Source organism: Marinobacter sp. ST-43, from assembly GCF_030541085.1.
Taxonomy (GTDB): Bacteria; Pseudomonadota; Gammaproteobacteria; order Pseudomonadales; family Oleiphilaceae; genus Marinobacter; species Marinobacter nauticus.
In genome coordinates, this window is the sequence record NZ_JASSVO010000005.1 from 1 (window position 1) to 24553 (window position 24553).

The window sequence follows — 24553 nt, forward strand, 5'->3', positions numbered from 1 at the left end:
TGAGACTTCGGAGTAAGAAGAGAAACCCCGCGTCGCTACGCTCCGATGGGTGGCAGCCTTGCTCCGGTCCGGGTGGCAGGCTTCACGTGGAATGGGTGGCAACCTTCAGCGGTTTACGCAGTTATCTCAAACTGGACAGGCTGACTGGTTTTTTGCTGGATGACTTGCGCCCGATCCATAACCTCACCGTTTCTGGAAATATCTCGAACCAGAAGCTTCACCATATCGCAGGATCGGAGTTTGCAATCAATCGCCATGTTGAACATCGCCAGCTGGCGAATGTTCTTTGCAATCTCTAACCGAATGCGGATAGCCCATATTTGTTCGAGTTTGAGCGGTAACTTCTGGCCAACGAGCTTTCCCTTGTTCCAGGGAGCTTTGCTGATAGGAAATGTCATGACGTGGCCCTCTTGGAGGGTAAGGGCCTTTAAGTATGGCTCAGAAGATTGCTCTCTGCTGGCCAACCTGGTCGCAAAGCGGACATTCAGGCGGATAGGCCAATACTTGCCCGAGAGAAACTCCGTCTCTTTTCGGCAAGATCCACAGTAACAGGGCGGAACCCGGCTACTGTTCACCACCTGCGAGTGAGAGTTCAACTGCTTCCAAACATTGTTCAAAAGGTAGCCAAAGAGCTAAAGAGTCACCCTCAACGGCATCAATAGCAACGAACCCAAACTTTTCGTAGAATCCTTTCGAGTCGGCGTCCTTGGCATCTACCGCGCAGCCTATACCTCCAACTGAAATCGACGCATCAACAACTCGCCTCAGGCACTCGATCAAAAGGTATGCGCCTAATCCATATCCTTTCACAGAGTTATCAACCGCAAGCCGTGCCAGCCGGTAAACCGGCGGATCCGACGGAAATCGCTTTTGCAGGGGATGCCCTTGCGGGAAGACAAGGGTGCTGGGAAGAAGAGTGTAATAACCCAGAATCTCCGTCGGGTCGGCCTCATCTTCAATCAGCACATAAGTCCGTGTCGCCCTCTTCTGGCTGCTTTGCCGCGCAATTTTCTTCAAGAACTCGTTGAGTGCAGGTTTACCGCAGTCAAACTCTCGCCGATTGTGCTTTTTACTGATCTCTTCGGTTCTTAAAGTCACCAGCCAACTTCCTGTGGTTGAGTGCAGCTTCCCGAAGCTTTGGGTTAATCGGCTCAGGGTTATCCAGCAGCTCCAGCATAAGATCAGCACTTTGCCGGGAAACCTGGATTTGTAGCGCCTGACGCTCGGCCTCTTGTGCTTCTTTCTTTGCAGCGTAGATCAGGAACTGACTCAAGCTGCGGCCCGTTAACTCTGCTGCATGAGCAATAAGTCTCTGCGTTTCTTCATCGACACGGGCAACCAAGCGCGTGTCTTTACCTAGTGTGTTCATCATATACTTCACCGATGGTGGGATAGGATCGACTGGAACCCAAGAAAACCCTCTTCCTTGATAATAGTTATTCAAAGGACTCAATCCATGTGTGCCAGTCTGGCACACTTAACCACCTCGATCAACTTAGTATGCCAATTTGGCAAGTGGAATTTATCAGGTTCTCAGCTGCTGTGTTTTTCAAGATAGACGGCTTTGATTAGCTTGGAGTCTATGAGGGAAAAGCCCTGACCCAAATGTCCGCTTTTGTTTAATAGGAACTCTTTCATCCACCGACAGCTAGGTCATCTACGCTACGCATACTCTTACGTTACGGCAGACCTACGTTTTAAGTCGTGTCGGTGCGCCCGGTCGAAAGCCCCGCTCAACCCTGTGAAGCCAATCAGGCAGCGACTCTGGCACGTTCAGAATGGGTTGTAGCTGTTAATCTACGAAGACTTCTAGTGGCTCTGGGTTGCAAAATCGATCCAAGTCAGGCATTTAAACGCACGTATAGGTACCCCCGCCCTTTAGACCAGTCGGATTTATGAAAAGCGTTGTTGTATTTTCTTATATCGTCGTCTTCTTCGCCGTTTTCTCACTTGCTAACGACACTGCGGCTGCTAGCACCATAAAGCAGTCAACCAGTGGCCTGTGCCATCCGCCGCAAAGCAGCTGGTATGACCGGACTCGGACCTACAAGCCCTTCGATACCGTTGAGGCGTGCCTAGATGCTGGAGGGCGATTGCCCAAGGGGATCTCGTTAGCATCCCTGGATCAAGCCAAACGCTCCGATGACGCCTCCTCAGGCGCTATGGCGAGGTACCAGCGGTCGGCCTTTGGTCACGGTTGGGACGACGCGGATGGTGACTGCCGAAATAGTCGAGCAGAGGCTCTGATCGCCAGTTCTACCACTCAAGTTCACTTTGCGACAGATCGTGGGTGTCGGGTGGTTGCCGGTCGCTGGGTGAGCGCCTTCACTGGTAACGTCATCCAAAACGCCTCGAATATCGACATTGATCACGTGGTGCCACTTGCCTGGTCCTGGGATCGCGGAGCTCGCGAGTGGCCCGGAGAGACGCGATTGCGGTTTGCTAATGATCCTGTGAACTTGCTGCCGGTTGAGGCTTGCCTGAATCTGCAAGGGCGCTAAAGGGCCGGACGAATGGCTGCCACCGGCGGGTCAGTGTGGCTATGTGGCCCGGTTTGTTCGGGTGGTGAAGCTGTATGATCTCAAACCCTCGACAGCGGAGTCGGCCTGGTTTCAAGAGTTTCTCAAGGAGTGTAGCCGTTGAATCAGTCGCTCAGCATCACAAACCTCCACGGAATCGCGGGGCCACTGTCTCTATCCAACCAGGCTATTTTTCTGGTGCCGAACTTGCGCATCTGCTGGGCGTCGCTTGGATGACTATGAGCGACTGGTTAGCGAACATTCAAAGTAGTGTCGGTCACAGCCCGGAGTTACCTGGGTCCGTGATTGAATGGATTGGCCTGCTTCTGGGGCTCCATAAAGCCTTGGAGCGCCTGACACCGATGGATCATACAGAGATGGCGAAAGAGTGGTTCTTGAAAGCCGTCAATCTTTGGGGCCTCAACGGCACCCGGGTCATGCCCTTGCCTGAGCCAGTGCCATTCGTACATTCATCGGGCTGGGGCAGAGATTTGGGTAGCGCTAGAGCCACAGGTGATTCATCAGCTTGCTTACGAGCCTACATCTGAGCCCCCGTCTTCAAACAAAGAGTTCCGTTCCGGTGATTCGGACATATGGTCGAACGACCCTGAGATGACCAGCATGACCGCAGTGCCATACGCGAGGGACGGTTCATTTTTTTGTCGTAAAGGATCTTGTATTCCTGGTAAATACATCGTTCAAGGGAAACAGGATACTCAGGAGTTTTCCGACTATGACGAGGCACTCGATTATCTTCGAAATATGGCGGTCGCTCGCTGGGGTAGACCTTTATCTGCCAACCAATATGAAATCGTGAGTGCTGTCGAATGGAGAGCTCTCATCGAAGATTAGTAAAGTGACTTACGACTATCCGAGGAGGGTGTTTTCAAAAGTTTCCTGTGTCCGTGGTCGAACATAACTTTTTCAGTGCAAAGGTCAGAATTATCGCGCTCAGAATAATTCCCTCAAAACCGTAGACACACCATGGACACCATTTGGACACAGACAAATAAAAAAGGCCTGCGTTTTCACGCAAGCCTTTGAAAAGTATGGCGCGCCCGATAGGATTCGAACCTATGACCTTTGCCTCCGGAGGGCAACGCTCTATCCAGCTGAGCTACGGGCGCATTCGAAATAACGAGTGCTCGTCAATTTCGAGTGCGCAATCTTACGTGTGCCGGCGGCTTCTGTCCAGCCCCGGCCATCAAGCGTTTCGTTCAAATTCGAGGTAGCCGCTGGTCTGGCGTCAGGTTGACCAGATTTTGCTCGTTGCTGATGGTCACTTCGCCATCCTGGATGCTTACCTGCAAGGTCATGGACCGTTCTGCCAGGGCCGCCAGTGCGGCTGTTCCTTCTGCGGGAAGGTCGACAATAGTAAGGTTGCTAAATCTTTCCAGCTTGTTATGGTGCTTGTCCCACCACACCGGCACCGCACGCCCGCCGTAGGTATAGAGAATGACCTGGTTGGCCTTGTTGCAGGCCTTGCGCAGGCGGTCTTCCTCGGGCAGGCCCAGTTCCACCCAGAGTTCGATGTCTCCGGTCAGGGATTTTTGCCAGAGTTCCGGCTCGTCGTCTGTGCTCAGGCCTTTGGTAAATTCCAGGTTATCGTCGGCGTTGAGGGCGAAGGCCAGCAGCCGGATCATCATCCGCTCGTCAGTTTCAGAGGGATGGCGGGCAACGGTCAGATGGTGGTCGGCGTAGTAGTGCCGGTCCATATCGGCGATATGGTGGGTGGCTTTGAAGATGGTGGCTTTCAGTGCCATTGAATGAATAGTCCTGTGGTCTTTGGGCGGATCAGGGCGTTAGTGTAGAGCATATTGAGCGTGGCGGGGCATAGCAGCATGGTGTTGTTGCGGGGTTTTCTGGTTCTGGTGGTGTTTTTTCTGCTGGGTGAGGCACTGCGGGTGCTGGTCGGCCTGCCCATCAGTGGTGGCGTGCTGGGGATGGTGATGGTCACGGCCACTCTGATGCTGCGGGGGCGGGTCAGTGATCAGTTGGCGGAAGCCAGTCGCGGGCTGATCTCGGTGCTGGTGCTGCTGATTTCACCGGGGGTTGTGGGGGTGTTCTTTATTGCCGATCGCTTTGCGGGCCACTGGTTTTCCGTTGCAGTGGCTTTGGTTGCGGGTACCTTGCTGAGTTCCGTGACCACGCTGTGGCTGATGAAGAAAACAGCGGGAGATCTCACCCGGGGGCACAGTCATGACTGAGTTCAACGGACGAATGCAGGAATTGCTGTTGGTCTGGACCACAGGCCCGATGCTTTCCATTGCCCTGACGCTGGCGGCGTTTATGGCGGCAAACTGGTTGTTCGCGAAGGTGGGACGCCCCCTGTGGATGCCGCCGGTATTGATGGCGGCGGTGATTCTGGCGGCGGCGGTGGCGGCCAGTGGTATTGGCTATGAAACCTATCAGCAGGGGGCGCGCTGGTTAACGGTATTGTTGGGCCCGGCGACGGTGGCCCTGGGTGTGCCTTTGTATCAGCAGATGCACCATATTCGCGCGCTCTGGCGGCCAATTCTGTGCACCTTGCCACTGGCGGCCAGTCTGGCGGCTGTCTATGCGGTGGGTATTGCCTGGCTAATGGACGCTCCGCTTTCCATACTGGCGTCGCTGGCGCCGAAGTCGGTTACCGCGCCCATTGCCATGGGTATTGCGGAACAGCTGGGTGGCTCGGTTGCACTCACCCTCGGCGGTCTGCTGATTACCGGCGTACTGGCCTCGGTATTTGTGGACTGGGGTGCCAAATGGATGAAGATTTCCGATGACCGGATGGTGGGTTTTGCCCTGGGGCTTAATGGTCATGCCATTGGCACTGCCCGGGCGTTTGAGATCAGCCCCACGGCGGGCGCTTTTGCCTCCCTGGGGATGGGATTGACGGGTGTGTTTACGGCGCTGTTTTTGCCTTTTGTCTTTCCGTTCTGAGGCTGCTGCTTTTTGGGTCATTCACCATACGAATAGGTCCATGTTGCAATTTCGATTGCCGTAAGGGTTTTCCGAGACTAGCTTGTTTGCCAGGCAATCGGTGCCGTCCTGCACCGATGTTCCGTGAAAATTCCTAAAACAGCGACGGAAAACGCGATGAAAAAAATACTGGCAGCTTTTGTTGGCTCCATGGCCCTGGCGTCTGCGCCTCTGGCCCTGGCAGCCGATGCGACCAAAGAACTGAAAATGGCGTACGACGCCGATCCAGTTACCCTCGATATTCATGAGCAGTTGTCTGGCGGCATTCTGCAGTTGTCTCACATGACCTTTGATCCGCTGTTGCGCTGGACCAAAGATCTGGGTTTCGAGCCCCGCCTGGCAGAAAGCTGGGAGCGTGTGGACGACAAGACCATGCGCTTCAAGCTGCGCGAGGGTGTGAAGTTCCATTCCGGTAACGAACTGACCACGGCCGACGTGAAGTTCACCTTTGAGCGACTGAAGGAAAGCCAGGACTTCAAGGCGATTTTCAAACCCTTCAGCGCCATCAACGTGATCGACGATTACACCTTCGAGCTGGTCACCAGCGAGCCTTACCCTCTGCTGCTGAACACCGCCACCTACATTTTCCCGCTGGACAGTGAGTTCTATTCCGGCCAGACCGAAGATGGCAAAGACAAGGACGCCATCCTCAAGCACGGCAACTCCTTCGCTTCCGAGAACCTGTCCGGCACCGGTCCTTACACGGTAACCGAGCGTAAACAGGGCGTGCGTGTCGAGTTCGAGCGTTTCGATGATTACTGGGATACTGAGTCTCCGGGCAACGTGGGCAAGATCGTGCTGACTCCGATCAAGGAAAACGCTACCCGGGTATCCGCTCTGCTCTCCGGTGGTGTCGACTTCATCGCTCCGGTTCCGCCCAATGATCTGGACCGCATCAAGCGCGACCGCAACAGCGAACTGGTGACCATGAGCGGCACCCGTATCATCCTGTTCCATATGAATCAGGAGCGGGTTGAAGCCTTCAAGAATCCGAAAGTTCGCCAGGCGATCGCCTACGCCATCAACCAGGAAGGCATTGCTGCCAAGATCATGAAAGGCTTTGCCACGCCGGCAGCACAGATGTCGCCAGCGGGTTACCAGGGCCATAACGAAAACCTGAAGCCTCGCTTCGATGTTGAGAAAGCCAAGCAGCTGATGAAAGAAGCCGGCTATGAGGATGGCTTTACCATCACCATGATGGCCCCCAACAACCGCTACGTGAACGACGACAAGATCGCGCAGGCAGCGGCGGCCATGCTGGCGCGCATCAACATCAAGGTGGACCTGAAAACCCTGCCGAAAGCCCAGTACTGGCCGGAGTATGATAACCGTGCCGCCGATATGATGCTGATTGGCTGGCACGCAGACACCGAGGATTCGGCCAACTTCTATGAATTCCTCACCTTCTGCCCGGATGCTGACAGCGGTGATGGCCAGTACAACGCCGGCAACTACTGCAACCCGGAAATCGATGCCCTGGTGGAAAAAGCCAACGTGGAGACCGACCTGGACAAGCGTGCGGCCATGCTGCAGGAAGTGGAACAGCGTCTGTACGACGACGCAGCCTTCGTACCGCTGCACTGGCAGGACCTGGCCTGGGCCTCCCGCAAGGGAGTGAACATCGAGCCGGTGCTCAATGTCATGAACTTCCCCTACCTGGGCGATCTGGTTATCGAATAAGGGGAGCGTGCTCCCTGAGACCCAACCTCTCTCCCGGTGCGGGAGAGAGGCTTTCACGTATTCATCAACGGTAAATCCTTCATGCTAGCGTTTTTGGTTCAGCGGATATCCCAGGCGCTGCTGGTCATGTTTGTGATCAGCATCATCGCCTTTGCCATTCAGGATGGCCTCGGGGACCCGCTTCAGGAAATGGTGGGCATGTCCGTCTCTGCCGAAGAGCGGGAAGCCATTCGCGAGGAGCTGGGGCTGAACGACCCCTTCCTGGTCCAGTACCTGCGGTTTGCGGGTAATGCCATACAGGGCGACCTGGGCAATTCCTATTTTTACAGCAAGCCGGCGCTGGAAGTGATTGCCGAACATCTGCCAGCGACCCTGGAGCTGGTGATCGGCGCCAGCCTGATCATCATCTTCCTGTCGGTACCCATTGGCGTGTATGCCGCCATCCGACCCCAGGCCTGGCTGTCCAAATTCTTCATGGGCGTGAGTACGGTCGGTATTTCCATACCGGTGTTTCTCACGGCCATTGTTCTGATTCAGTTGTTCTCCATTGGTGTAACGGTCAACTGGTTTCCGGCCGATACCGGTTGGGGCCAGTGGCTCAACGATTTCTTTACCACCGAAGGTGGGCTGCCGTCCTATGGCCGTGGTGATGACCTGGTGCACCTGTTCGGCACCTGGGAATCCGGTCTGTTTACCAGCGAAGGCCTGGCCCATCTGGTGCTGCCTTGCGTGTCGCTGGCATCCATCATGTTGCCGCTGTTTATCCGCCTGATCCGGGCGGAGATGATGGAGGTTCTGCAAAGCGATTACATCCGCTATGCCCGGGCCAAGGGTTTGAGTGCGGGCCGTATCAATTTCCTGCATGCCCTGAAGAACACCATGCTGCCGGTGATTACCGTGGGCGGCGTACAGATCGGCATCATGGTGGCCTACACCATCCTGACCGAGACGGTGTTTCAGTGGCCGGGTCTGGGCCTGATGTTCCTGGAGGCCATCACCCGCAGCGATATTCCCCTGATTGTGGCTTACCTGATGGTAGTGGGCCTGATCTTTGTGGTGACCAACACACTGGTGGACCTGATCTACGGACTGGTCAATCCCACCGTCAAACTGACAGGTAAGAAAGCATGACAACGGCAACGGTTTCCCGCTGGGACCGCTTCCGCGAGTCCTTTTTCTGGTACAGCTTCAAACGCGACAAGGTAGCGATTGCGAGCTTTCTGGTGCTGCTGGCCATGGTGCTGGCTGCGGTGTTTGCGCCCTGGCTGGCGCCCGCCGATCCCTATGATCTGGCGCAGATCAACATCATGAACTCCGAGCTTCCACCGGTGGGCCTGGACGGCGCTGATCCCGCGTTCCCGCTGGGAACGGATGCCCAGGGCCGGGATCTGCTCTCCACCATACTTTACGGCACCCGGGTGTCGCTGATGATTGGCTTTGGTGCCGTGGTGTTGCAGGCGGCGCTGGGTATCCTGTTTGGCCTGCTGGCCGGCTATCTGGGCGGTAAGGTCGATGCCATCCTGATGCGCATTGCCGACGTGCAGCTGTCGTTCTCTACCCTGATGGTGGCGATCATTGTCGGTGCGGTGTTCAAGGCCAGTTTTGGCAACCTGATGTTCGGTGAGATTGCCATCTACATGCTGATCTTCATCATCGGCGTGGCGGAATGGCCGCAGATTGCCCGTACCGTGCGGGCCTCGGTGCTGGCGGAGAAGAAAAAGGAGTATGTGGACGCGGCCAAGGTCATGGGATTTGGTACGCCGCGCATCATGTTCCGGCACATACTGCCCAATACCCTGTCGCCTATTTTTGTGATTGCCACGGTACAGATTGCCAATGCCATTATCTCCGAAGCGGCACTGTCGTTCCTCGGCCTTGGCATGCCGGAAACCCAGCCGTCACTGGGTTCGTTGATCAAATCCGGTTTTGACTACATCCAGAGCGGTTCCTGGTGGATCACCCTGATCCCCGGCCTGGTGCTGGTGGTGCTCGTGCTGGTCATCAATCTGTTGGGTGACTGGTTGCGGGATGTGATGAACCCACGGCTGTACAAGGGGTAACACCATGGCACTGTTGGAAGTGAAAAACCTGGATGTACGTTTCGCGGTGCGCGGTGGCGATCTGACCGCCCTGCGTCGTATCAGTTTCAGCCTGGACAAGGGCGAGCGGCTGGGCCTGGTGGGTGAATCCGGTGCCGGCAAATCAGTGGCGGCCTTCTCTATCCTGAACCTGATTGCCAAGCCCGGTTATATCGCCGGTGGCCAGATTCTGTTTGAAGGCAAAGACCTGGCCGCCATGAGCGAGCGGGAGCTGCGCAAAATTCGTGGCAACCGCATCGCCATGATTTTCCAGGATCCGATGATGACCCTGAACCCGGTGCTCACCATCGGCACCCAGATGGTGGAGGCGATCCTGGCACACCGGAAGATCAGCAAGAAAGAGGCGAGGGCCATTGCTCTGGATCGCCTGCAGAAAGTGCAGATTCCCTCGCCGGAAAAGCGGCTGGACCAGTATCCCCATGAATTGTCAGGGGGCATGCGCCAGCGGGTGATCATTGCCATCGCCCTGCTGTTGGACCCGGAAATCATTATTGCCGATGAACCCACGACCGCCCTGGATGTGACCATCCAGGCCGAGATCATGGACCTGCTGCTGAACCTGTGTGAGCAGGAAAACGTGGCGCTGATGCTGATCACCCACGATCTCGGTGTGGTCTCGCAGGTAACCCAGCGCATGCTGGTCATGTACTCCGGCCGGATCATCGAACAGGGCCCGACCCGGGAAATCATCAACGATGCCCAGCATCCCTACACCCAGGGGCTGATCAACGCGCTGCCCCAGATGGGTGAACCGGGAGCGCGGCTGTTCCAGATACCGGGCTCCATGCCATCCCTGAAGAATGTGCCTTCGGGTTGCCCGTTCCATCCCCGCTGCAACTTCGCCACCGACCAGTGCAAGCGCGCCATGCCGGAATATGTGCGTTCCGGCAACGTTGATGTCGCCTGTTACGAAGTTGCCAACCTGATTGAGCAGGAGAAACGCATGCAGGAGGCCGAATCATGACCTCCCCTCTGGTAAGTATCCGCGGTCTGGAAAAACGTTTTGACCTCTCTGGCAGCTTCCTTGAACAGCTCCGGTTTGAAGGTGGGCGTTTGCGCCGCAAACAGGAAGCGGTGCATGCCATCAACGGCGTGAACCTGGATGTGAACAAGGGCGAGGCCCTGTGCGTGGTGGGGGAGTCCGGCTGCGGAAAATCCACCGTGGCCCGCACGGTGATGGGGCTGATTTCCCCCAGTGCCGGCGAGATTCACTACGACGGTCAACGCATCGACAACCTGGACGGCAAGGCGGCATTGCCATACCGGCGCAAGATGCAGATGATTTTCCAGAACCCCTATGCGTCCCTGAACCCGCGGATGACGATTCAGCAGACCCTGGAAGAACCGATCCGTTTTCACCATCCGGACTGGTCTCCAACCCAGGTGCGGGACAAGATCCACGAGGTGATGCACTCGGTGGGTATCGACCCGGACTGGGGCAGTCGCTTTGGCCACGAGTTTTCCGGTGGTCAGCGCCAGCGGATTGCCATTGCCCGCGCCCTGGCGGTGGACCCGGAATTTATCGTTGCCGATGAGCCCATCTCGGCCCTGGATGTGTCTATCCAGGCCCAGGTGCTGAATCTGTTGATGGATGCCCAGGAAAGCCGTGGTCTGACCTACCTGTTCATTACCCACGATCTCGCGGTGGTAGAACACTTCGGTACCCGGGTGGCCGTCATGTACCTGGGCCGGGTGTGTGAGCTGGCAGACACCAAAACCCTGTTCGCCATGCCCCGGCATCCCTATACCCAGGCGTTGCTGTCGGCCATCCCGAAACTCGAGGATGACCGGCCCAATCACATTCGCCTTCAGGGCGAGGTGCCCACGCCGGTGAATCTGCCCTCGGGGTGCGTGTTCCACGGCCGCTGCCCCTACGCCAATGAGCGTTGCCGGCAGGAAGTTCCACAGCTGATCGCCACCGACGGCGGGGCGCAGGTGGCCTGTCACGCCGTTGAGGAAGGGCGTTTGTAACGGCCGGGCGCGCATAGGCTATCATGCCTGCAGCAACGTACCGGTTGTGATCATTGCCAAACCTCAGGGGTTCCCATGGAAATACGCTGGCTGGAAGACTTTCTGGCGCTTGCCCGCACGCGCCACTTCTCACGGGCTGCCGAACAGCAGCACGTGAGCCAGCCTACGTTCAGCCGGCGCATCAAGCTGCTGGAGGAATCCATGGGCACCACCCTGATCAATCGCCAGACTCTGCCATTGTCCCTGACCTCGGCCGGAGAAGTGTTTCAGGAGCTGTGTGAACGCATCACCCGGGATGTCCGGGATACCCGGGACCGGATAGCCGCTCTGGATGCGGAAGCGTCTGCCCGCATCAGCGTTGGTTCTACCCAGGGGCTGTTTTCGCATTTCTATCAGGGTTGGGCGACGGAAATGGGTATTGCCGAGCGCCTGCAACTGAACCTGACCGCCACCAATTGGGTGGGGGAGCAGTTTCTGGATGCCCTGGAAAGCGGCGAATGCGATCTGGTGTTGTGTTACTGGCACCCGGATTTGCCCTGGGGAGATCGCCTGGCCAGTGACAAGTTTCACTGGCAGACCATTGGCAAAGAAGCGCTGGTGCCCGTCAGTATCGCCAATGAGCGAGGCGAGCCCCGCTATCGGTTGCCAGGTACCGATGAGCAGCCGGTGCCCCTGATTGCCTACCACAGCCGTGGTTTTTTGCAGTTGGCGATCGAGGGTCACCTTCAGCGGGTCAAGCTGCCGGCGAATCTTTTACCACTGAACGAGAATACCCAGTCCGCGAGCATCAAGGCCCTGGTGAAACAGGGCTTCGGCATGGGCTGGTTGCCCAAGCGGATGACAGAAAAAAGCGAACAGTTCGGGCGCCTGGTACGGGCTGGTGATGAGCGCTGGGACGTACCGCTGGAAATACGTTTGATCCGCCTGAGCAACGCCCGTTCAGACGACATACTGAATCTCTGGAAACAACTGGAAACCTGATATGCCAAATCAAGACATCCTCGACCTGCAGCCTGCCCACATCCGTGAGCTGCAGAACCGGTACGAACGGGCCATGGCTGATCACGGTTACGATAGCCTGCTGATTGCCTCGGGTGCGGCGCCTTACCGGTATCGGGATGATCAGGCCTATGTATTCCAGGGCTTCGGCCCGTTTTTGCACTGGACCGGGCTGGCTGGCCAGGAGCACAGCTGGCTGTTGGTTCGGCCTGGCCAGAAACCGGTGCTCTGGCTATACCAGCCGGTGGACTTCTGGCACGCCAACCCGGTGATGGCTGAAGAACCCTGGCTAGAGATTGTAGACGTTCGCAGCCGGCAGCAGTCTGGTGCCCCGGAGCTCGATAGCCCGGGTCGGCTGGCGGTCATCGGTGATCCGCTGGTGCTGGACGGCGTGCCGGGAGAGCATAACCCGGCGGCGCTGGTGGCCGCCGTGGAAGAAGCCCGCGTGAGCAAAACTCCGTACGAAATTGAATGCCTGGCACACGCTAACCGGATCGCCCTGGCTGGTCACAGGGCGGCCAGAGAGGCGTTTCTGGCCGGCGACAGCGAATTCGGTATCAGTCTCGCCTACCAGCAGGCCACCGGCCAGCGGGAAGTGGAGGCGCCTTATCACAGCATCATCGGATTGAACGAACATGCAGGCACACTGCACTACCAGTACTACGACCTGAAGCCTCCCCGCCGGCCCCGCAGTCTGCTGATTGATGCCGGGGTGCGCTACCGTGGCTACTGTTCGGATATAACCCGCACCACCGCCGGGCCGGATGAACCGAGATTCACCGCGCTGGTTCACGGGCTGGAGACACTGCAATTGCGGCTCTGCGAGATGGTGTCTCCCGGCGTCGATTACCTGGACATTCACCGCAAGGCCCACCAAGGCATTGCGGCCCTGCTGTTAGCCTCGGGGCTGGTGTCCGGTTTGACGGATGAAGCCATGGTGGAGCAGGGCATTACCCGGGCGTTTTTTCCCCATGGTATCGGGCATTTTCTGGGCATTCAGGTGCACGATGTCGCCGGCAAACCGACACCACCCCCGGAAGATGCGCCGTTCCTGCGCCTGACCCGCGCCCTGGAAGACGGCATGGTGGTCACCATCGAACCGGGGCTCTATTTCATTTCGTCGCTGCTGGACCCTTTGCTGAACGGGCCCGAAGCCCAGTATCTGAACCGGGAGCTGATTAATGAACTGAAGAGCTGCGGTGGAATCCGGATTGAAGATAATGTGGTGGTGACCGCATCCGGGGCGCGAAACTTAACGCGAGAATGCGAGTAGTCACTTTTTGCTACAAAAACTGACTGCAAAAGGGTTGCAATCCTGTTTGTTAATAACAATAATTATCACTAAATTTAGTGCTGTTAGTGAGAGCGCCCTATGTACGTTTGCCTGTGTTACGGGGTAACAGACAGAGAAATCCGCGAAGCCGCCGACAATGGCGTCAGCTCCATGCGCCAGCTGGGTAAGGAGTTGGGTGTCGGTCGCCAGTGTGGTCGGTGCGCCTGCACTGCCCGGGAAATTCTGAAAGAGTCCCGGTCACCGGATTATATGGCGCTCGCCAACATGCTGGCGCAACCCGCCTGACCGGGCGGGCATGTCCACATATTGCAATTGCACCTCTTTCACATCCGTGATTTTTTATTGCCGTTAAACCGACTATCCTTGTGAATTAACGCTTTCGCGACACAAGGAATCCGGTTATGAAAGGCGACAAAAAAGTCATCCAGCATCTGAACAAGGTCCTCGCCAACGAGCTGACGGCCATTAACCAGTACTTCCTGCATTCGAGAATGTACAAAGACTGGGGTATCACCAAGCTCGCGGCGAAAGAATACGAAGAATCCATCGATGAAATGAAACACGCCGATCAGCTGATCGAGCGAATTCTCTTCCTTGAGGGCCTGCCCAATCTGCAGGATCTGAACAAATTGCTGATTGGCGAGAATGTTCAGGAAATGATCGAGTGCGACCTCAAACTTGAGCACACCGCACACACAGACCTGAAAGAAGCCATCATCTACTGCGAGCAGGTTCAGGACTTTGCCAGCCGTGAATTGTTCCGGAGCATCCTCGACAGCGAGGAAGAGCACATTGACTGGCTCGAAACCCAGCTGGAGATGATCTCCCAGATGGGTATCCAGAACTACATCCAGCTGCAGTCCGCCGCTGCCGAGTAAACTCCCCGGCTTTCAGTCACCGGCTCGCTGCCCGGGCCGGTGACGCCCTACACGCTCCGCTTCCCTCAGCGTTTTCTCCGGGTGCTTCACCGATTGTCTCTCGAAACAGGTAGAATGGCCGTCTAGATTGGCCAGATATGCTGGCCCAACGCGGTTAATAAACCACTCCGGAGACTGAAATGGACCTGTCCTGCTTCAAAGCCTACGACCTGCGTGGCCGAGTACCTGACCAGCTAAACCCAATCCTGGCTGAGAAAATCGGCCGTGCCTACGTTGAAATCACCGGCGCCAGAAAAGTCATCGTCGGTTACGACATCCGCCTGTCCAGCCCGGAAATCGCCGAGGCGCTCAGCTCCGGCCTGATGGCCGCCGGTGCCGATGTGTTCGACATCGGCCTGTGTGGCACCGAACAGGTGTACTTCGCTACCAGCCACTACGGCATGGACGGCGGCATCATGGTCACCGCCAGCCACAATCCCAAAGACCACAACGGCATGAAAATGGTCGGCCCCGAGTCCCGGCCCATCAGCTCTGACAACGGCCTGAACGACATCCGGGACCGGGTGCGTGAGCCCTTCTTTGACGCCGCAGAGCAGGGCAAATACGAAACCCTGGAAGTAATGAGCGCGTACGTTGACCATCTGCTGGGCTACATTGATGCAGGCTCACTGAAGCCCATGACTATCGTCTGTAATGCCGGCAACGGTGGCGCCGGCCTGGTGATTGACGAACTCGAGCAGCACCTGCCGTTCGAGTTCATCAAAGTTCACCACCAGCCGGACGGACACTTCCCCAATGGCGTACCCAACCCCATCCTGCCGGAAAACCGCTCCGCCACCGCCGATGCCGTACTCCAGAATGGCGCCGCCATGGGCATTGCCTGGGACGGCGACTACGACCGCTGCTTCTTCTTCGACGAAACCGGCCGCTTCATCGAAGGCTACTACATCGTCGGCCTGCTGGCGGACCAGTTCCTGCGCAAGACCGGCGGCGGCAAAGTCATCCACGACCCCCGCCTGACCTGGAACACCCAGGACCTGGTAGAAGCCGCTGGCGGCGAAGCCATCGAAAGCAAAACCGGCCACGCCTTCATCAAACAGAGAATGCGCGACGAAGACGCCGTCTATGGGGGCGAAATGAGCGCCCACCACTACTTCCGCGACTTCGCCTACTGCGACAGCGGCATGATCCCCTGGCTGCTCGTAGCCGAGCGCCTGTGCCAAAGCGGCCAGCCCCTGTCATCCCTCATCGACGCCCGCATCGAAGCCTACCCGGCCAGCGGCGAAATCAACCGCACCATCAGCGACCCCCCGAAAGTTATCGCCGCCATCGAAGCCAAGTACGGCGTGGGCGCCAAATCCGTCAGCCATGTCGACGGCCTCAGCGTGGAATTCGACAACTGGCGCTTCAACCTGCGCATGTCCAACACTGAACCGGTGGTTCGCTTGAACGTGGAAGCGCGGGGCGACAAGGCTTTGATGGAAAAGAAAACCGAAGAACTGCTGGCGGAAATGGAGCGCTTGAATGCTCAGTGATGAATCCTCGACCAAGGCCGAATGACCGGCTGGGGGTAAGCCCTTCTGAAACTGTGCGGAGCCATGGATGGCGGAGCCCAAGCGTCACAAGGACGTGCCGCAAGGAGCGTGTTTCAGAAGGGCTTACCCCCAGACGGGCAATGCTCCGCTGCCAAAAGGAGGTTGAGCGCCCGGCTCAAAGCCAGTCATTCAGCATAATGCCAAATCCGACCCGCTCAATTCGCTCGTTATAGTCAATCAGGCTCTCCCCATACCCGTTGTAATACTGGAAGAACCCCTTCAGCGTATCCCCCATGGGAAAACTGTACCCGAACTCCACCGACGTCCGGTTATCCGACCTCAGATTATTCAGCAGCTTCAAAGAAAACGTCCGATCTTCCGTCAGCTTGTAAACCGCGTGATAACTGGCGTGGCCCAGATAGCTCTCTATGTCTTCGTTGTCGTCGCTGCTGCTGTTTTCCGGCAAGCGATACCAGGGCTGAACCATAAACAGCCAGCGATCCACACTATAGGCAACGGAACCCATAATCCGGTTCCAGCTCCGGGACCGGGGGTCAGGCTGTCCGTTTGACTGGTGATTAAAGCCCACCGACACCGCACTGAGCGTGCCGGGACCGAGATCCCAGTTCAGGGCGTGCCTGAAAAACAGCTCCGGCTCATAGTTGGTCTCCCGGAAAGGCGCCGATTCATCCTGGTTGTAGACCTGCCAGAAGGATTTCTGAGTGTAGCCAAACCAGAAGGTTGTGCGGTCGTCGAAAATGCCGGTCAGCAACGGAACCTTGAAGCTGATCTGGTATTTGGCTTCCTCGTTTTCCAGGTTGTAATCATAATCAATAGCCCCCAGTCGCGGGCTTGAGGGCAAGGCATTGGGGTCGTCCACCCAGGTAATCGGCAGAATGTAATTGGGCCGATGGGTCACGAAACTGCCGGTGAACGAAAAGATTGCCCGCTCGGCAGAAAGATAGTTATCCACCAGCGCGGCCATCACCCCGTCATCAGGATCGTCTTCCAGGGCATTACCCACGATCTTCTCCCGGGTTTTCTTGTCGGCCACCAGTTCCTCTGCATCCGCCTCGGCTTCTTCCAGCTGTTCCTCGCTGGCCTGGTCACGCTCGGCCTGAGGGTTGTACTTGGCGTCATAGCAGGCCAGCCGTTGCACACCTTTCTTGATCAGCGCGCAGTTAACATCGGGTTCCTCTGGCCGATCCTGGGCAACAACCAGATTGGCCGTGCCCAACAGAATCAGGGGTAGCAGCTTGAGGCTGGGGGTCATGGGGGCTCCTTATTGGGCGGTACTCAGGCTTATCCAGGTGTTGGCAATGCCGTAAATCCAGACCCCAAGCAGGGTGAGGGTCAGCAGGGCGAAGATCGCGCGATGGCGGGGGCGGCGCTGGTCGTTCGCCGAGGCGACCCAGCGTAGATACATCAACCCGATAAAACTCAGAAAAACGCCCAGGCTGGCAAACGCCGGAATCAGCAGCCAGCCGGCAGAAAGTGGGGTGCCATCGCTTGACTGGTTGCTGAACCAGGCCATCGAGATCAGCAGTACCGCCAGGCTGGAAAACTCCAGGATCAGTAAGGTTTTTCGGCGCTTGTCCGGGGTCGTCTGTTGCTGTTGGTTCATACGGCGACTCTGGGTTTGAGTGAATGAACGCTATGGTAACCGGAATCCATGGCAAAGGAGCTACAATCTACGAAACTGTCATTAAAATGGTTGAAATCAAATTCTGATTTTGCTCTCTGGTTTTTTTGCGGGGGCTCAATCGCTATAATGCGGCGACCGAAAGATTATAACGCTCAAATGCGAGGTGCATTGTGAAGATGAAGAGAGTCCTGGCTGTTGTTCTGCTTGGTTTTGGCCTGGCTGCCGGCGCCGCAGTGGCAAGTGTTGAAGACGAAATCCGCGAGCGCATCAAGCCGGTGGGTGAAGTGTGTCTGCAGGGTGAAGAGTGTGGCGAGGCTGCTGCACCTGCTGAAACAGCCAGCTCCGGCCCGCGTTCTGGCAGCGAAGTCTACGACGCCGTGTGCATGGCGTGTCATACCACCGGCGCAGCCGGCGCTCCGGTCATTGGCGATGCCGCTGCCTGGGCTCCGCGCATTGAGAAGGGTATCGATACCCTGATTGATCACGCTATCAATGGCTTCAACGCCATGCCGGCCAAAGGTGGCTGTGCCAACTGCCCGGATGAGGAAATCACCGCTGCCGTTGAGCATATGGTTGAGCAGAGCAAGTAAGCAATCTGTAACGACCGGACAAACCCCGCCCCGAGCGGGGTTTGTTGTTTCTACAGGCCCAGATCGCCAATCAGGGCGCTGAGAGTCGCCTTGCCCTTTTTCTGGTTCGCTTCTTTGTCCTGGTCGCCCAGTCCCTCCCATTTCACATCCTCTTCCGGCAACTCATCCAGAAAGCGGCTGGGAATGGTCTCCAGTTTTTCCCCGTACTGTTTTCGGGAGGCGGCGTAAGTCAGCGCCAGAGTTTCCCTGGCCCGGGTAATGCCTACGTACATCAGGCGGCGCTCTTCCTCAATGTTGCCTTCCTCGATGCTGCTGCGGTGCGGCAGAATCTCTTCCTCCAGGCCCATAATGAACACATGGGGAAACTCCAGCCCCTTGGAAGCGTGCAGAGTCAGCAACTGAACCTTGTCGCTGTCGTCTTCCTCTTCCCGTTGCTCCATCATATCGCGCAGTACCAGCTTGGCGATGGCGTCCTCAATGCCGATTTCGTCGGCGGTGCCCTTGCCGTCGTCCAGCATGCGCTGGATCGACTCCACCAGGTACCAGATGTTCTCCATCCGGCGTTCGGCCTGTTTCGGGCTACCGGAATGCTGGTGCAGCCACTCTTCGTACTCGATGTCTGTGAATAACTGTTTGATGACCGGGATCGGGTCTTCCGAGAACAGGCGCTCGCAGGTTTTGTCGACCCAGTGGGCGAACCGTCTCAGTCGGTCCAGACCTTTCTCGGTGACGTGGGTTTCCGCCCCCATATCCCCCAGGGCCTTGAACAGGCTGACATTGCGCGAGCGGGCATAGTGACTGAGCTGTTCCAGGGTGCGCGGGCCAATCTCCCGGCGCGGCACGTTCACCACCCGCAGGAAGGCCGCATCGTCGTCCGGGTTGATCATCAGCCGCAGGTACGACATCGCATCCTTGATCTCGTTCTTGGAGAAAAACGACTGACCACCGGAGATGCGGTAGGGAATCTGGTAGGCCTGTAGCTTCATTTCCAGCAGCCGGGCCTGGTGGTTGCCCCGGTAAAGGACCGCGAAGTCCCTGAAGTCGAGGCCGTTCTTCAACTTCTGGTCGAGGATTTCGGTGGCCACCCGCTCGGTTTCCGCGTCTTCGTTGCGGCAGCGGATGATGCGGATTTCCTCGCCAATGGTGTGGTCACTCCAAAGGGCCTTCTCGAACACGTGGGGGTTGTTGGCAATCACCGTGTTGGCGCAGCGCAGGATGCGGCTGGTGGAGCGGTAGTTCTGCTCCAGCTTGACGATTTTCAGGCTCGGGAAGTCGTCCTTCAACTGGGCCAGGTTCTCCGGACGGGCGCCGCGCCAGGCGTAGATGGACTGGTCATCATCACCCACCACGGTAAACGCTGCGCGTTCGGCCACCAGCTGTTTCACCAGCTCGTACTGGCACACGTTGGTGTCCTGGTACTCATCCACCAGCATGTAGCGGATTTTCCGGCGCCACTTGGCCAGCACCTCCGGGTTGTCCCGGAACAGCTGCACCGGCAGCAGGATCAGGTCGTCAAAATCCACCGCGTTGTAGGCTTTCAGGTATTCGTTGTAGTGCTTGTAGACGATGGCAATGCGCTGCTCACGCTCGTCTGCCGCCTTGCTGTAGGCCTCCGCGGGGCTGCGCATGGCGTTTTTCCAGGACGAGATGGTCATCTGCACATCGTTCAGCTCGTCGCCGGCCTCGGCGCTGGCTTCGCGCATCATCAGATCCTGCAGCAGCGCCTTGGCATCTTCGGCGTCGAAAATGGAGAAGCCTGGGTGGTAGCCCAGGTGGGTGTGCTCCTCCCGGATCATGTTCAGGCCAAGATTGTGAAATGTTGATACGATCAGGCCCCGGGTTTTGCCCCGGTCGACAATGCGGCCCACACGCTCTTTCATCTCCCGGGCGGCTTTGTTGGTAAAGGTGACGGCGGCAATGTGTCGCCCCGGGATGCCCAGTTCCTCAATCAGATAGGCAATCTTGCGGGTAATCACGCTGGTTTTGCCGCTGCCGGCACCGGCCAGCACCAGCAGGGGGCCGTCGGCGTAGCGTACCGCTTCATGTTGTCTGGGATTGAGCTTGTTCACAGTGTTGGTGCCAAAGGGGAACGGGGCATGGGTTTTTAGCGTCTGGCTATTCTACACCAGGCCGGCATGCTGTACCTTGCCGATCTATCAGCTATTCTTTATGTAATGGACTACGCTGTTCTGTACCGATATATGGATCTCGCCAGATGACACTGCCCACCGACACCAGGCCTGATTGTTTGCGCCTTCTGGTGCTGACACCGGAATACGCCGACTATCTCTGGTTCAGCGCCATGCTCGCGGATGATTCCGAAATCTGCAGTGACGCCACCTGGTGCCCGGATCTGGTGGACTGTGATGATCTTATTTCCAACGCCAGCTTCGATGTGATCGTGTGGGACTGCGTGTTCCATGGCGGCTCGGAAGCGTCGTTTCTGCAATATCTGTCGGTATCCAGTGAGGACATACCCATTCTGGCCATGAGCGCCGAATCCTGCGGAGAAAAAGCCCGGTACCTGGTTGAAAATGGTGCATCGGACTATCTGAGCCGCCGTGAGTTAGATCCCTGGAATTTCCGGCGCTCCATTAAATGCCTGTGGTACCGCTCCCAGCTCACGCAGTCGGCAAATGGCCAGCTTGGCCGTGAAGTGGCCACCGGCTTCATCAACCGGGACCTGTTCTTCGATCGGTTGCAGCAGGCGGTGCTGAGGGCTGAGCGGGCGAATCATCGCCTGGCTCTGTTGCACCTGAATATCGATGATTTCCGTAATATCAACGAATCCTTTGGTTACCAGAAGAGTGATCAGCTCATGCTTCGGCTGGCGGAGCGGCTCCGGCAGACGTTGCGACGGGTGGACTCGTTGATGCGCATCGGTGGTGACGAACTGGCCATCATCGTCGAGAAAGTGGAAGACTCGCTGGATATCACCCAGATCATTCGCAAGGTGGTCTCGGCGCTGGATGAGCCGGTGATGGTGGATGGCCAGAATGTGGTGGTCAGCGCCAGCCTGGGCGTGGCCACCTATCCGGAGGCCGGTGACAGCCCGGAAGAACTGCTCCGGCGGGCTAACCGTGCGATGTTCGAAGCCAAACGCGATCCGGGTACCAGTTACCGGTTTTACGACCGGCAGCTGCACATTTCCGCAGGCTATCAGCTCCGGCTCGAAGCCGACCTTCGCAATGCCCTGCGGGGCAAGGAACTGGAGCTGTATTATCAGCCACGGATTGACCTCGCGACCGAGGAGGTGCGAGGGGTCGAGTGCCTGTTGCGCTGGAATCACCCGGAGCGCGGCCTGGTGGGTCCCGATGAGTTTATCCCGGTGGCCGAGCGCAGTGGTCTGATTGTGCCCATCGGCTACTGGGTTATCGAGCAGGCCTGCAAGCGCTTGCAGGAATCCACCGAGCTGGGCTTTCCCGGACTGGTGTTTGCGGTCAACCTGTCGTTCCGGCAGTTCCACGATCGCAAGATGACCGAAACCATCTTTCGTATCATCTTCAATGCCAACGTCGATACCAGCCTGCTGGAACTGGAGCTGACCGAAAGCGCCATGATGCACGACCCGGAATACGCCCAGCGCTGCCTGCGGGAGCTCAATCAGTTGGGCATCAGTTTTGCGCTGGACGATTTCGGTACTGGCTTTTCCTCCCTGAGCAATCTGCAGCACCTGCCAATCTCGCTGGTGAAGATCGACAAGTCCTTTGTCCAGGAACTGGGCCAGTCTGCCGATGCCGAGCATATTATCCGGGCCATTATCAGTCTGGCTCACAGCCTGCAGATCAGCGTGGTGGCCGAAGGGGTGGAAACCGAAGGCCAGCTGGAATTCCTGCGCCAGCAACACTGCGACGAAATCCAGGGCTACTATTACGCCCGCCCGATGCCCTGGAACGATCTGGTGCAATTCATGAACCGCCAGAACCAGTCCGCTTGCCTGCAGAAGTAAGCCGCTGTACCTTTGCGCATTAATTCCGAATGCGATACCAGATCGAGGCAGCATGAACAGTATTTCCCGGCGCATTGCCGAAGAGCTCGGCGTACGTGAACAGCAGGTTAATGCCACCGTTACCCTTCTTGATGAAGGCGCTACCGTTCCCTTTATTGCACGCTACCGAAAAGAAGTAACGGGTTCCCTGGACGACAGCCAGCTGCGGACTCTGGAAGAGCGGTTGCGCTATCTGCGTGAGCTGGAAGACCGCCGGGGCACCATCCTCAACAGCATTGAGGAACAGGGCAAGCTGACCGACGAGCTGCGGGCCTCCATCGAAGCTGCCGACACCAAGAACCGCCTGGAAGACCTTTACCTGCCCTACAAACCCAAGCGCCGCACCAAGGCGCAGATTGCCCGGGAAGCAGGCTTGGAGCCGCTGGCCGATACCCTCTACGACGATCCCACCCAGGATCCGGAAACCGTCGCTGCCGGTTACCTCAATCCGGAAGCCGGCGTTGAGGATGTCAAAGCCGCTCTGGACGGTGCCCGCTACATTCTGATGGAGCGTTTTGCCGAAGATGCCGAGCTGCTTGGCGCCCTGCGCGATTTCGTCTGGCAGGAAGGCCAGCTGAAAGTCACTGTGGTGGAAGGCAAGGAAAACGAAGGCGCCAAGTTCCGGGATTACTTCGACCACGTTGAACCGCTGAGAAAGATTCCGTCGCACCGGGCGCTGGCCATTCTTCGGGGCCGCAATGAGGGCATTCTGGCCTATTCGATTGTTATGGGCGATGCTGAGGAGGATCGCCGTCAGCCCCATCCCGCCGAGCAGCGAATTGCCGCCCACTGGCGCATCCGGGATAACGGCCGGGCCGCCGACAAATGGTTGTCGGATGTGGTGCGCTGGACCTGGCGCGTGAAGTTGTCGACACAGATTGAAACCGATCTGATGGCCCAGGTGCGTGAAGCGGCTGAAACCGAAGCCATCAACGTTTTTGCTGCCAACCTGAAAGATCTGCTCCTGCTCGCTCCGGCAGGTCCGCGGCCAACGCTGGGGCTTGATCCCGGCCTGCGTACCGGGGTCAAGGTGGCGGTAATCGACGGCACCGGCCAGGTAGTGGATCACGGCGCCATTTTTCCCCATGCGCCCCAGAACAAATGGGATCAGTCCATTGCCCAGATGGCAGCCTGGTGTCAGAAGTACAAAATTGAACTGGTGGCTATCGGCAACGGTACCGCCTCCCGGGAAACCGAGAAACTGGTGGGCGACCTCTGCAAACGTTACCCCGAACTGAAGCTGGCCCGCATTGTGGTGAATGAGTCCGGGGCATCAATCTATTCCGCCTCGGAATTTGCCTCCCGGGAACTGCCGGATCTGGATGTCACCATTCGTGGTGCGGTGTCCATTGCCCGCCGTTTGCAGGATCCGCTGGCCGAGCTGGTGAAAATCGAGCCCAAGTCTATCGGCGTGGGGCAGTACCAGCACGATGTGTCCCAGGTACAGCTGTCCCGTAGCCTGGATGCGGTCGTTGAGGACTGTGTAAACGGCGTGGGCGTGGATCTGAATACCGCGTCGGTACCGCTGCTCACCCGGGTGTCTGGCCTGAATCCGAGCATTGCCCAGAACATCGTGGATTTCCGGAACCAGAACGGCAAGTTCACCAGTCGCAAACAGCTGCTGAAGGTGTCTCGATTGGGTGATCGCACCTTTGAACAGGCTGCGGGCTTCCTGCGTATCGCCGGGGGCGAAAACCCTCTGGACCGGTCATCCGTGCATCCGGAAGCCTACGGTGTGGTTGAGGCCATTGCTGAGCGAAATGGCAAGAGGGTGGAGGATATCCTTGGCGATTCCGCGTTCCTGCGCAGTCTTAACCCACAGGACTACGTAACCGAGCAGTTCGGCCTGCCGACCATCAAGGACATTATCTCCGAGCTGGAAAAACCGGGCCGGGACCCGCGACCGGAATTCCGCTTTGCCCATTTCGAGGAAGGGGTGGAAACCCTCAACGACCTCAAACCCGGTATGGTGCTGGAGGGCTCGGTAACCAACGTCACCAACTTCGGTGCCTTTGTGGATATCGGTGTTCACCAGGATGGCCTGGTGCACATCTCGGCCTTGTCCCATACTTTCGTGAAAGATCCGAGAGAAGTGGTCAAGGCCGGTGACATCGTCAAGGTCAAAGTGATGGAAGTGGACATTCCCCGTAAGCGGATTGGCCTGTCCATGCGTATGGATGACCAGCCGGGGGCGGACAACAAGCCAGCCCGGGGCGCAGACCGGAACTCTGGCCGCAGTGCAGGGCGCAAACCTCAGGCCGGCCAGGGCGCACCTCAAGGTGCCATGGCTGGCGCTCTGGCCCAGGCTATGGCCTCTGCCCGTAAGAACGGCCGTTAACCCCTTCCACTGATTCACAGCCGTTACGTCTCACAAGGGCGTAACGGCTGCAACAG

Annotated in this window: 23 protein-coding genes, 1 tRNA gene and 1 pseudogene; 17 read left to right on the forward strand and 8 right to left on the reverse strand. The window is 57.6% G+C overall.

The window, feature by feature from the left end; genetic code table 11:
• Positions 1–119: 119 nt before the first annotated feature.
• The 3 genes and pseudogenes from QPL98_RS08900 to QPL98_RS08910 form a co-directional block, all read right to left on the reverse strand.
• A pseudogene (locus QPL98_RS08900) lies at positions 120–398 on the reverse strand (integrase); the annotation flags it as partial.
• A 166-nt stretch (positions 399–564) separates the two neighbouring features.
• A complete protein-coding gene (locus tag QPL98_RS08905) occupies positions 565–1098 on the reverse strand; it encodes a GNAT family N-acetyltransferase (protein ID WP_200365868.1) in 534 nt (177 codons plus the stop codon).
• Positions 1070–1372, reverse strand: coding sequence for a DUF1778 domain-containing protein (locus QPL98_RS08910; protein WP_200365871.1), 303 nt, complete (start codon positions 1370–1372; stop codon positions 1070–1072). Before QPL98_RS08910 ends, QPL98_RS08905 begins: the two co-directional genes overlap by 29 nt.
• A gap of 721 nt (positions 1373–2093) precedes the next feature.
• On the opposite strand from QPL98_RS08910, the gene QPL98_RS08915 reads away from it, so the two are divergent.
• Both QPL98_RS08915 and QPL98_RS08920 read left to right on the forward strand, forming a co-directional pair.
• Positions 2094–2501, forward strand: coding sequence for an HNH endonuclease family protein (locus QPL98_RS08915; protein WP_228285573.1), 408 nt, complete (start codon positions 2094–2096; stop codon positions 2499–2501).
• A 630-nt stretch (positions 2502–3131) separates the two neighbouring features.
• The gene (locus QPL98_RS08920) at positions 3132–3371 is read left to right on the forward strand and encodes a hypothetical protein (RefSeq protein WP_199453036.1); all 240 of its coding nucleotides are present in this window, start codon (positions 3132–3134) and stop codon (positions 3369–3371) included.
• Positions 3372–3569: 198 nt separating this feature from the next.
• Here the strand turns inward: QPL98_RS08920 and QPL98_RS08925 are convergent.
• Positions 3570–3646 (reverse strand) — tRNA-Arg (locus QPL98_RS08925).
• A 90-nt stretch (positions 3647–3736) separates the two neighbouring features.
• A complete protein-coding gene (locus tag QPL98_RS08930; RefSeq protein WP_303293109.1) occupies positions 3737–4282 on the reverse strand; it encodes a YaeQ family protein in 546 nt (181 codons plus the stop codon).
• Positions 4283–4360: 78 nt separating this feature from the next.
• On the opposite strand from QPL98_RS08930, the gene QPL98_RS08935 reads away from it, so the two are divergent.
• From QPL98_RS08935 to QPL98_RS08990, 12 genes are all read left to right on the forward strand, one after another.
• A complete protein-coding gene (locus tag QPL98_RS08935; protein ID WP_303293190.1) occupies positions 4361–4726 on the forward strand; it encodes a CidA/LrgA family protein in 366 nt (121 codons plus the stop codon).
• Positions 4719–5441, forward strand: a complete 723-nt coding sequence (locus QPL98_RS08940) for an LrgB family protein (RefSeq protein WP_014420317.1) — start codon at positions 4719–4721, stop codon at positions 5439–5441. The genes QPL98_RS08935 and QPL98_RS08940 overlap by 8 nt, the downstream gene beginning before the upstream one ends.
• Positions 5442–5597: 156 nt before the next feature.
• Entirely contained in the window at positions 5598–7160 is a 1563-nt protein-coding gene (locus QPL98_RS08945) for an ABC transporter substrate-binding protein (protein ID WP_011783994.1), read from the forward strand.
• An 81-nt stretch (positions 7161–7241) separates the two neighbouring features.
• A complete protein-coding gene (locus QPL98_RS08950; RefSeq protein ID WP_011783995.1) occupies positions 7242–8291 on the forward strand; it encodes an ABC transporter permease in 1050 nt (349 codons plus the stop codon).
• The gene (locus QPL98_RS08955) at positions 8288–9220 is read left to right on the forward strand and encodes an ABC transporter permease (RefSeq protein WP_011783996.1); all 933 of its coding nucleotides are present in this window, start codon (positions 8288–8290) and stop codon (positions 9218–9220) included. Before QPL98_RS08950 ends, QPL98_RS08955 begins: the two co-directional genes overlap by 4 nt.
• Positions 9221–9224: 4 nt before the next feature.
• Entirely contained in the window at positions 9225–10223 is a 999-nt protein-coding gene (locus QPL98_RS08960; RefSeq protein ID WP_023008397.1) for an ABC transporter ATP-binding protein, read from the forward strand.
• Positions 10220–11230 (forward strand): ABC transporter ATP-binding protein, encoded by a 1011-nt coding sequence (locus QPL98_RS08965; RefSeq protein ID WP_303293110.1) that lies wholly within the window; start codon positions 10220–10222, stop codon positions 11228–11230. Before QPL98_RS08960 ends, QPL98_RS08965 begins: the two co-directional genes overlap by 4 nt.
• 75 nt (positions 11231–11305) lie before the next feature.
• A complete protein-coding gene (locus tag QPL98_RS08970) occupies positions 11306–12211 on the forward strand; it encodes a LysR family transcriptional regulator (protein ID WP_303293111.1) in 906 nt (301 codons plus the stop codon).
• A 1-nt stretch (position 12212) separates the two neighbouring features.
• Complete coding sequence (gene pepQ, locus QPL98_RS08975; protein WP_303293112.1) at positions 12213–13502, forward strand: Xaa-Pro dipeptidase; 1290 nt, start codon at positions 12213–12215, stop codon at positions 13500–13502.
• 99 nt (positions 13503–13601) lie between these two features.
• Positions 13602–13808 (forward strand): bacterioferritin-associated ferredoxin, encoded by a 207-nt coding sequence (locus QPL98_RS08980; protein WP_303293113.1) that lies wholly within the window; start codon positions 13602–13604, stop codon positions 13806–13808.
• 116 nt (positions 13809–13924) lie between these two features.
• Positions 13925–14401 (forward strand): bacterioferritin, encoded by a 477-nt coding sequence (bfr, locus tag QPL98_RS08985; protein WP_011784002.1) that lies wholly within the window; start codon positions 13925–13927, stop codon positions 14399–14401.
• Between the two features lie 179 nt (positions 14402–14580).
• The gene (locus QPL98_RS08990) at positions 14581–15936 is read left to right on the forward strand and encodes a phosphomannomutase (protein ID WP_303293114.1); all 1356 of its coding nucleotides are present in this window, start codon (positions 14581–14583) and stop codon (positions 15934–15936) included.
• Between the two features lie 175 nt (positions 15937–16111).
• On the opposite strand, the gene QPL98_RS08995 is transcribed toward QPL98_RS08990, so the two are convergent.
• The gene (locus QPL98_RS08995) at positions 16112–17209 is read right to left on the reverse strand and encodes a phospholipase A (RefSeq protein ID WP_303293115.1); all 1098 of its coding nucleotides are present in this window, start codon (positions 17207–17209) and stop codon (positions 16112–16114) included.
• A 9-nt stretch (positions 17210–17218) separates the two neighbouring features.
• Positions 17219–17560, reverse strand: a complete 342-nt coding sequence (locus QPL98_RS09000) for a hypothetical protein (protein WP_011784005.1) — start codon at positions 17558–17560, stop codon at positions 17219–17221.
• 197 nt (positions 17561–17757) lie between these two features.
• On the opposite strand from QPL98_RS09000, the gene QPL98_RS09005 reads away from it, so the two are divergent.
• Positions 17758–18171, forward strand: a complete 414-nt coding sequence (locus tag QPL98_RS09005) for a cytochrome c5 family protein (protein WP_041654495.1) — start codon at positions 17758–17760, stop codon at positions 18169–18171.
• 50 nt (positions 18172–18221) lie between these two features.
• On the opposite strand, the gene rep is transcribed toward QPL98_RS09005, so the two are convergent.
• Positions 18222–20240: a DNA helicase Rep gene (gene rep, locus QPL98_RS09010; protein WP_011784007.1), complete on the reverse strand. Its 2019-nt coding sequence runs from the start codon at positions 20238–20240 to the stop codon at positions 18222–18224.
• 146 nt (positions 20241–20386) lie between these two features.
• Here rep and QPL98_RS09015 point away from each other — a divergent pair, with 146 nt between their 5' ends.
• Both QPL98_RS09015 and QPL98_RS09020 read left to right on the forward strand, forming a co-directional pair.
• Positions 20387–22120 carry an EAL domain-containing protein gene (locus QPL98_RS09015; RefSeq protein ID WP_303293116.1) on the forward strand — a complete coding sequence of 578 codons (1734 nt, stop codon included), beginning with the start codon at positions 20387–20389 and terminating at the stop codon, positions 22118–22120.
• Positions 22121–22172: 52 nt separating this feature from the next.
• Positions 22173–24497, forward strand: a complete 2325-nt coding sequence (locus QPL98_RS09020) for a Tex family protein (protein WP_303293117.1) — start codon at positions 22173–22175, stop codon at positions 24495–24497.
• The last annotated feature ends 56 nt before the right edge of the window (positions 24498–24553 follow it).

Bases quoted from the DNA above. Each gene is read 5' to 3' on its own strand.
- QPL98_RS08910 (WP_200365871.1), bottom strand. From the start codon at position 1,372: ATGATGAACACACTAGGTAAAGACACGCGCTTGGTTGCCCGTGTCGAT.
- QPL98_RS08920 (WP_199453036.1), top strand. From the start codon at position 3,132: ATGACCAGCATGACCGCAGTGCCATACGCGAGGGACGGTTCATTTTTT.
- QPL98_RS08930 (WP_303293109.1), bottom strand. From the start codon at position 4,282: ATGGCACTGAAAGCCACCATCTTCAAAGCCACCCACCATATCGCCGAT.
- QPL98_RS08935 (WP_303293190.1), top strand. From the start codon at position 4,361: ATGGTGTTGTTGCGGGGTTTTCTGGTTCTGGTGGTGTTTTTTCTGCTG.
- QPL98_RS08940 (WP_014420317.1), top strand. From the start codon at position 4,719: ATGACTGAGTTCAACGGACGAATGCAGGAATTGCTGTTGGTCTGGACC.
- QPL98_RS08945 (WP_011783994.1), top strand. From the start codon at position 5,598: ATGAAAAAAATACTGGCAGCTTTTGTTGGCTCCATGGCCCTGGCGTCT.
- QPL98_RS08950 (WP_011783995.1), top strand. From the start codon at position 7,242: ATGCTAGCGTTTTTGGTTCAGCGGATATCCCAGGCGCTGCTGGTCATG.
- QPL98_RS08955 (WP_011783996.1), top strand. From the start codon at position 8,288: ATGACAACGGCAACGGTTTCCCGCTGGGACCGCTTCCGCGAGTCCTTT.
- QPL98_RS08960 (WP_023008397.1), top strand. From the start codon at position 9,225: ATGGCACTGTTGGAAGTGAAAAACCTGGATGTACGTTTCGCGGTGCGC.
- QPL98_RS08965 (WP_303293110.1), top strand. From the start codon at position 10,220: ATGACCTCCCCTCTGGTAAGTATCCGCGGTCTGGAAAAACGTTTTGAC.
- QPL98_RS08970 (WP_303293111.1), top strand. From the start codon at position 11,306: ATGGAAATACGCTGGCTGGAAGACTTTCTGGCGCTTGCCCGCACGCGC.
- pepQ (WP_303293112.1), top strand. From the start codon at position 12,213: ATGCCAAATCAAGACATCCTCGACCTGCAGCCTGCCCACATCCGTGAG.
- QPL98_RS08980 (WP_303293113.1), top strand. From the start codon at position 13,602: ATGTACGTTTGCCTGTGTTACGGGGTAACAGACAGAGAAATCCGCGAA.
- bfr (WP_011784002.1), top strand. From the start codon at position 13,925: ATGAAAGGCGACAAAAAAGTCATCCAGCATCTGAACAAGGTCCTCGCC.
- QPL98_RS08990 (WP_303293114.1), top strand. From the start codon at position 14,581: ATGGACCTGTCCTGCTTCAAAGCCTACGACCTGCGTGGCCGAGTACCT.
- QPL98_RS08995 (WP_303293115.1), bottom strand. From the start codon at position 17,209: ATGACCCCCAGCCTCAAGCTGCTACCCCTGATTCTGTTGGGCACGGCC.
- QPL98_RS09000 (WP_011784005.1), bottom strand. From the start codon at position 17,560: ATGAACCAACAGCAACAGACGACCCCGGACAAGCGCCGAAAAACCTTA.
- QPL98_RS09005 (WP_041654495.1), top strand. From the start codon at position 17,758: ATGAAGAGAGTCCTGGCTGTTGTTCTGCTTGGTTTTGGCCTGGCTGCC.
- QPL98_RS09015 (WP_303293116.1), top strand. From the start codon at position 20,387: ATGACACTGCCCACCGACACCAGGCCTGATTGTTTGCGCCTTCTGGTG.
- QPL98_RS09020 (WP_303293117.1), top strand. From the start codon at position 22,173: ATGAACAGTATTTCCCGGCGCATTGCCGAAGAGCTCGGCGTACGTGAA.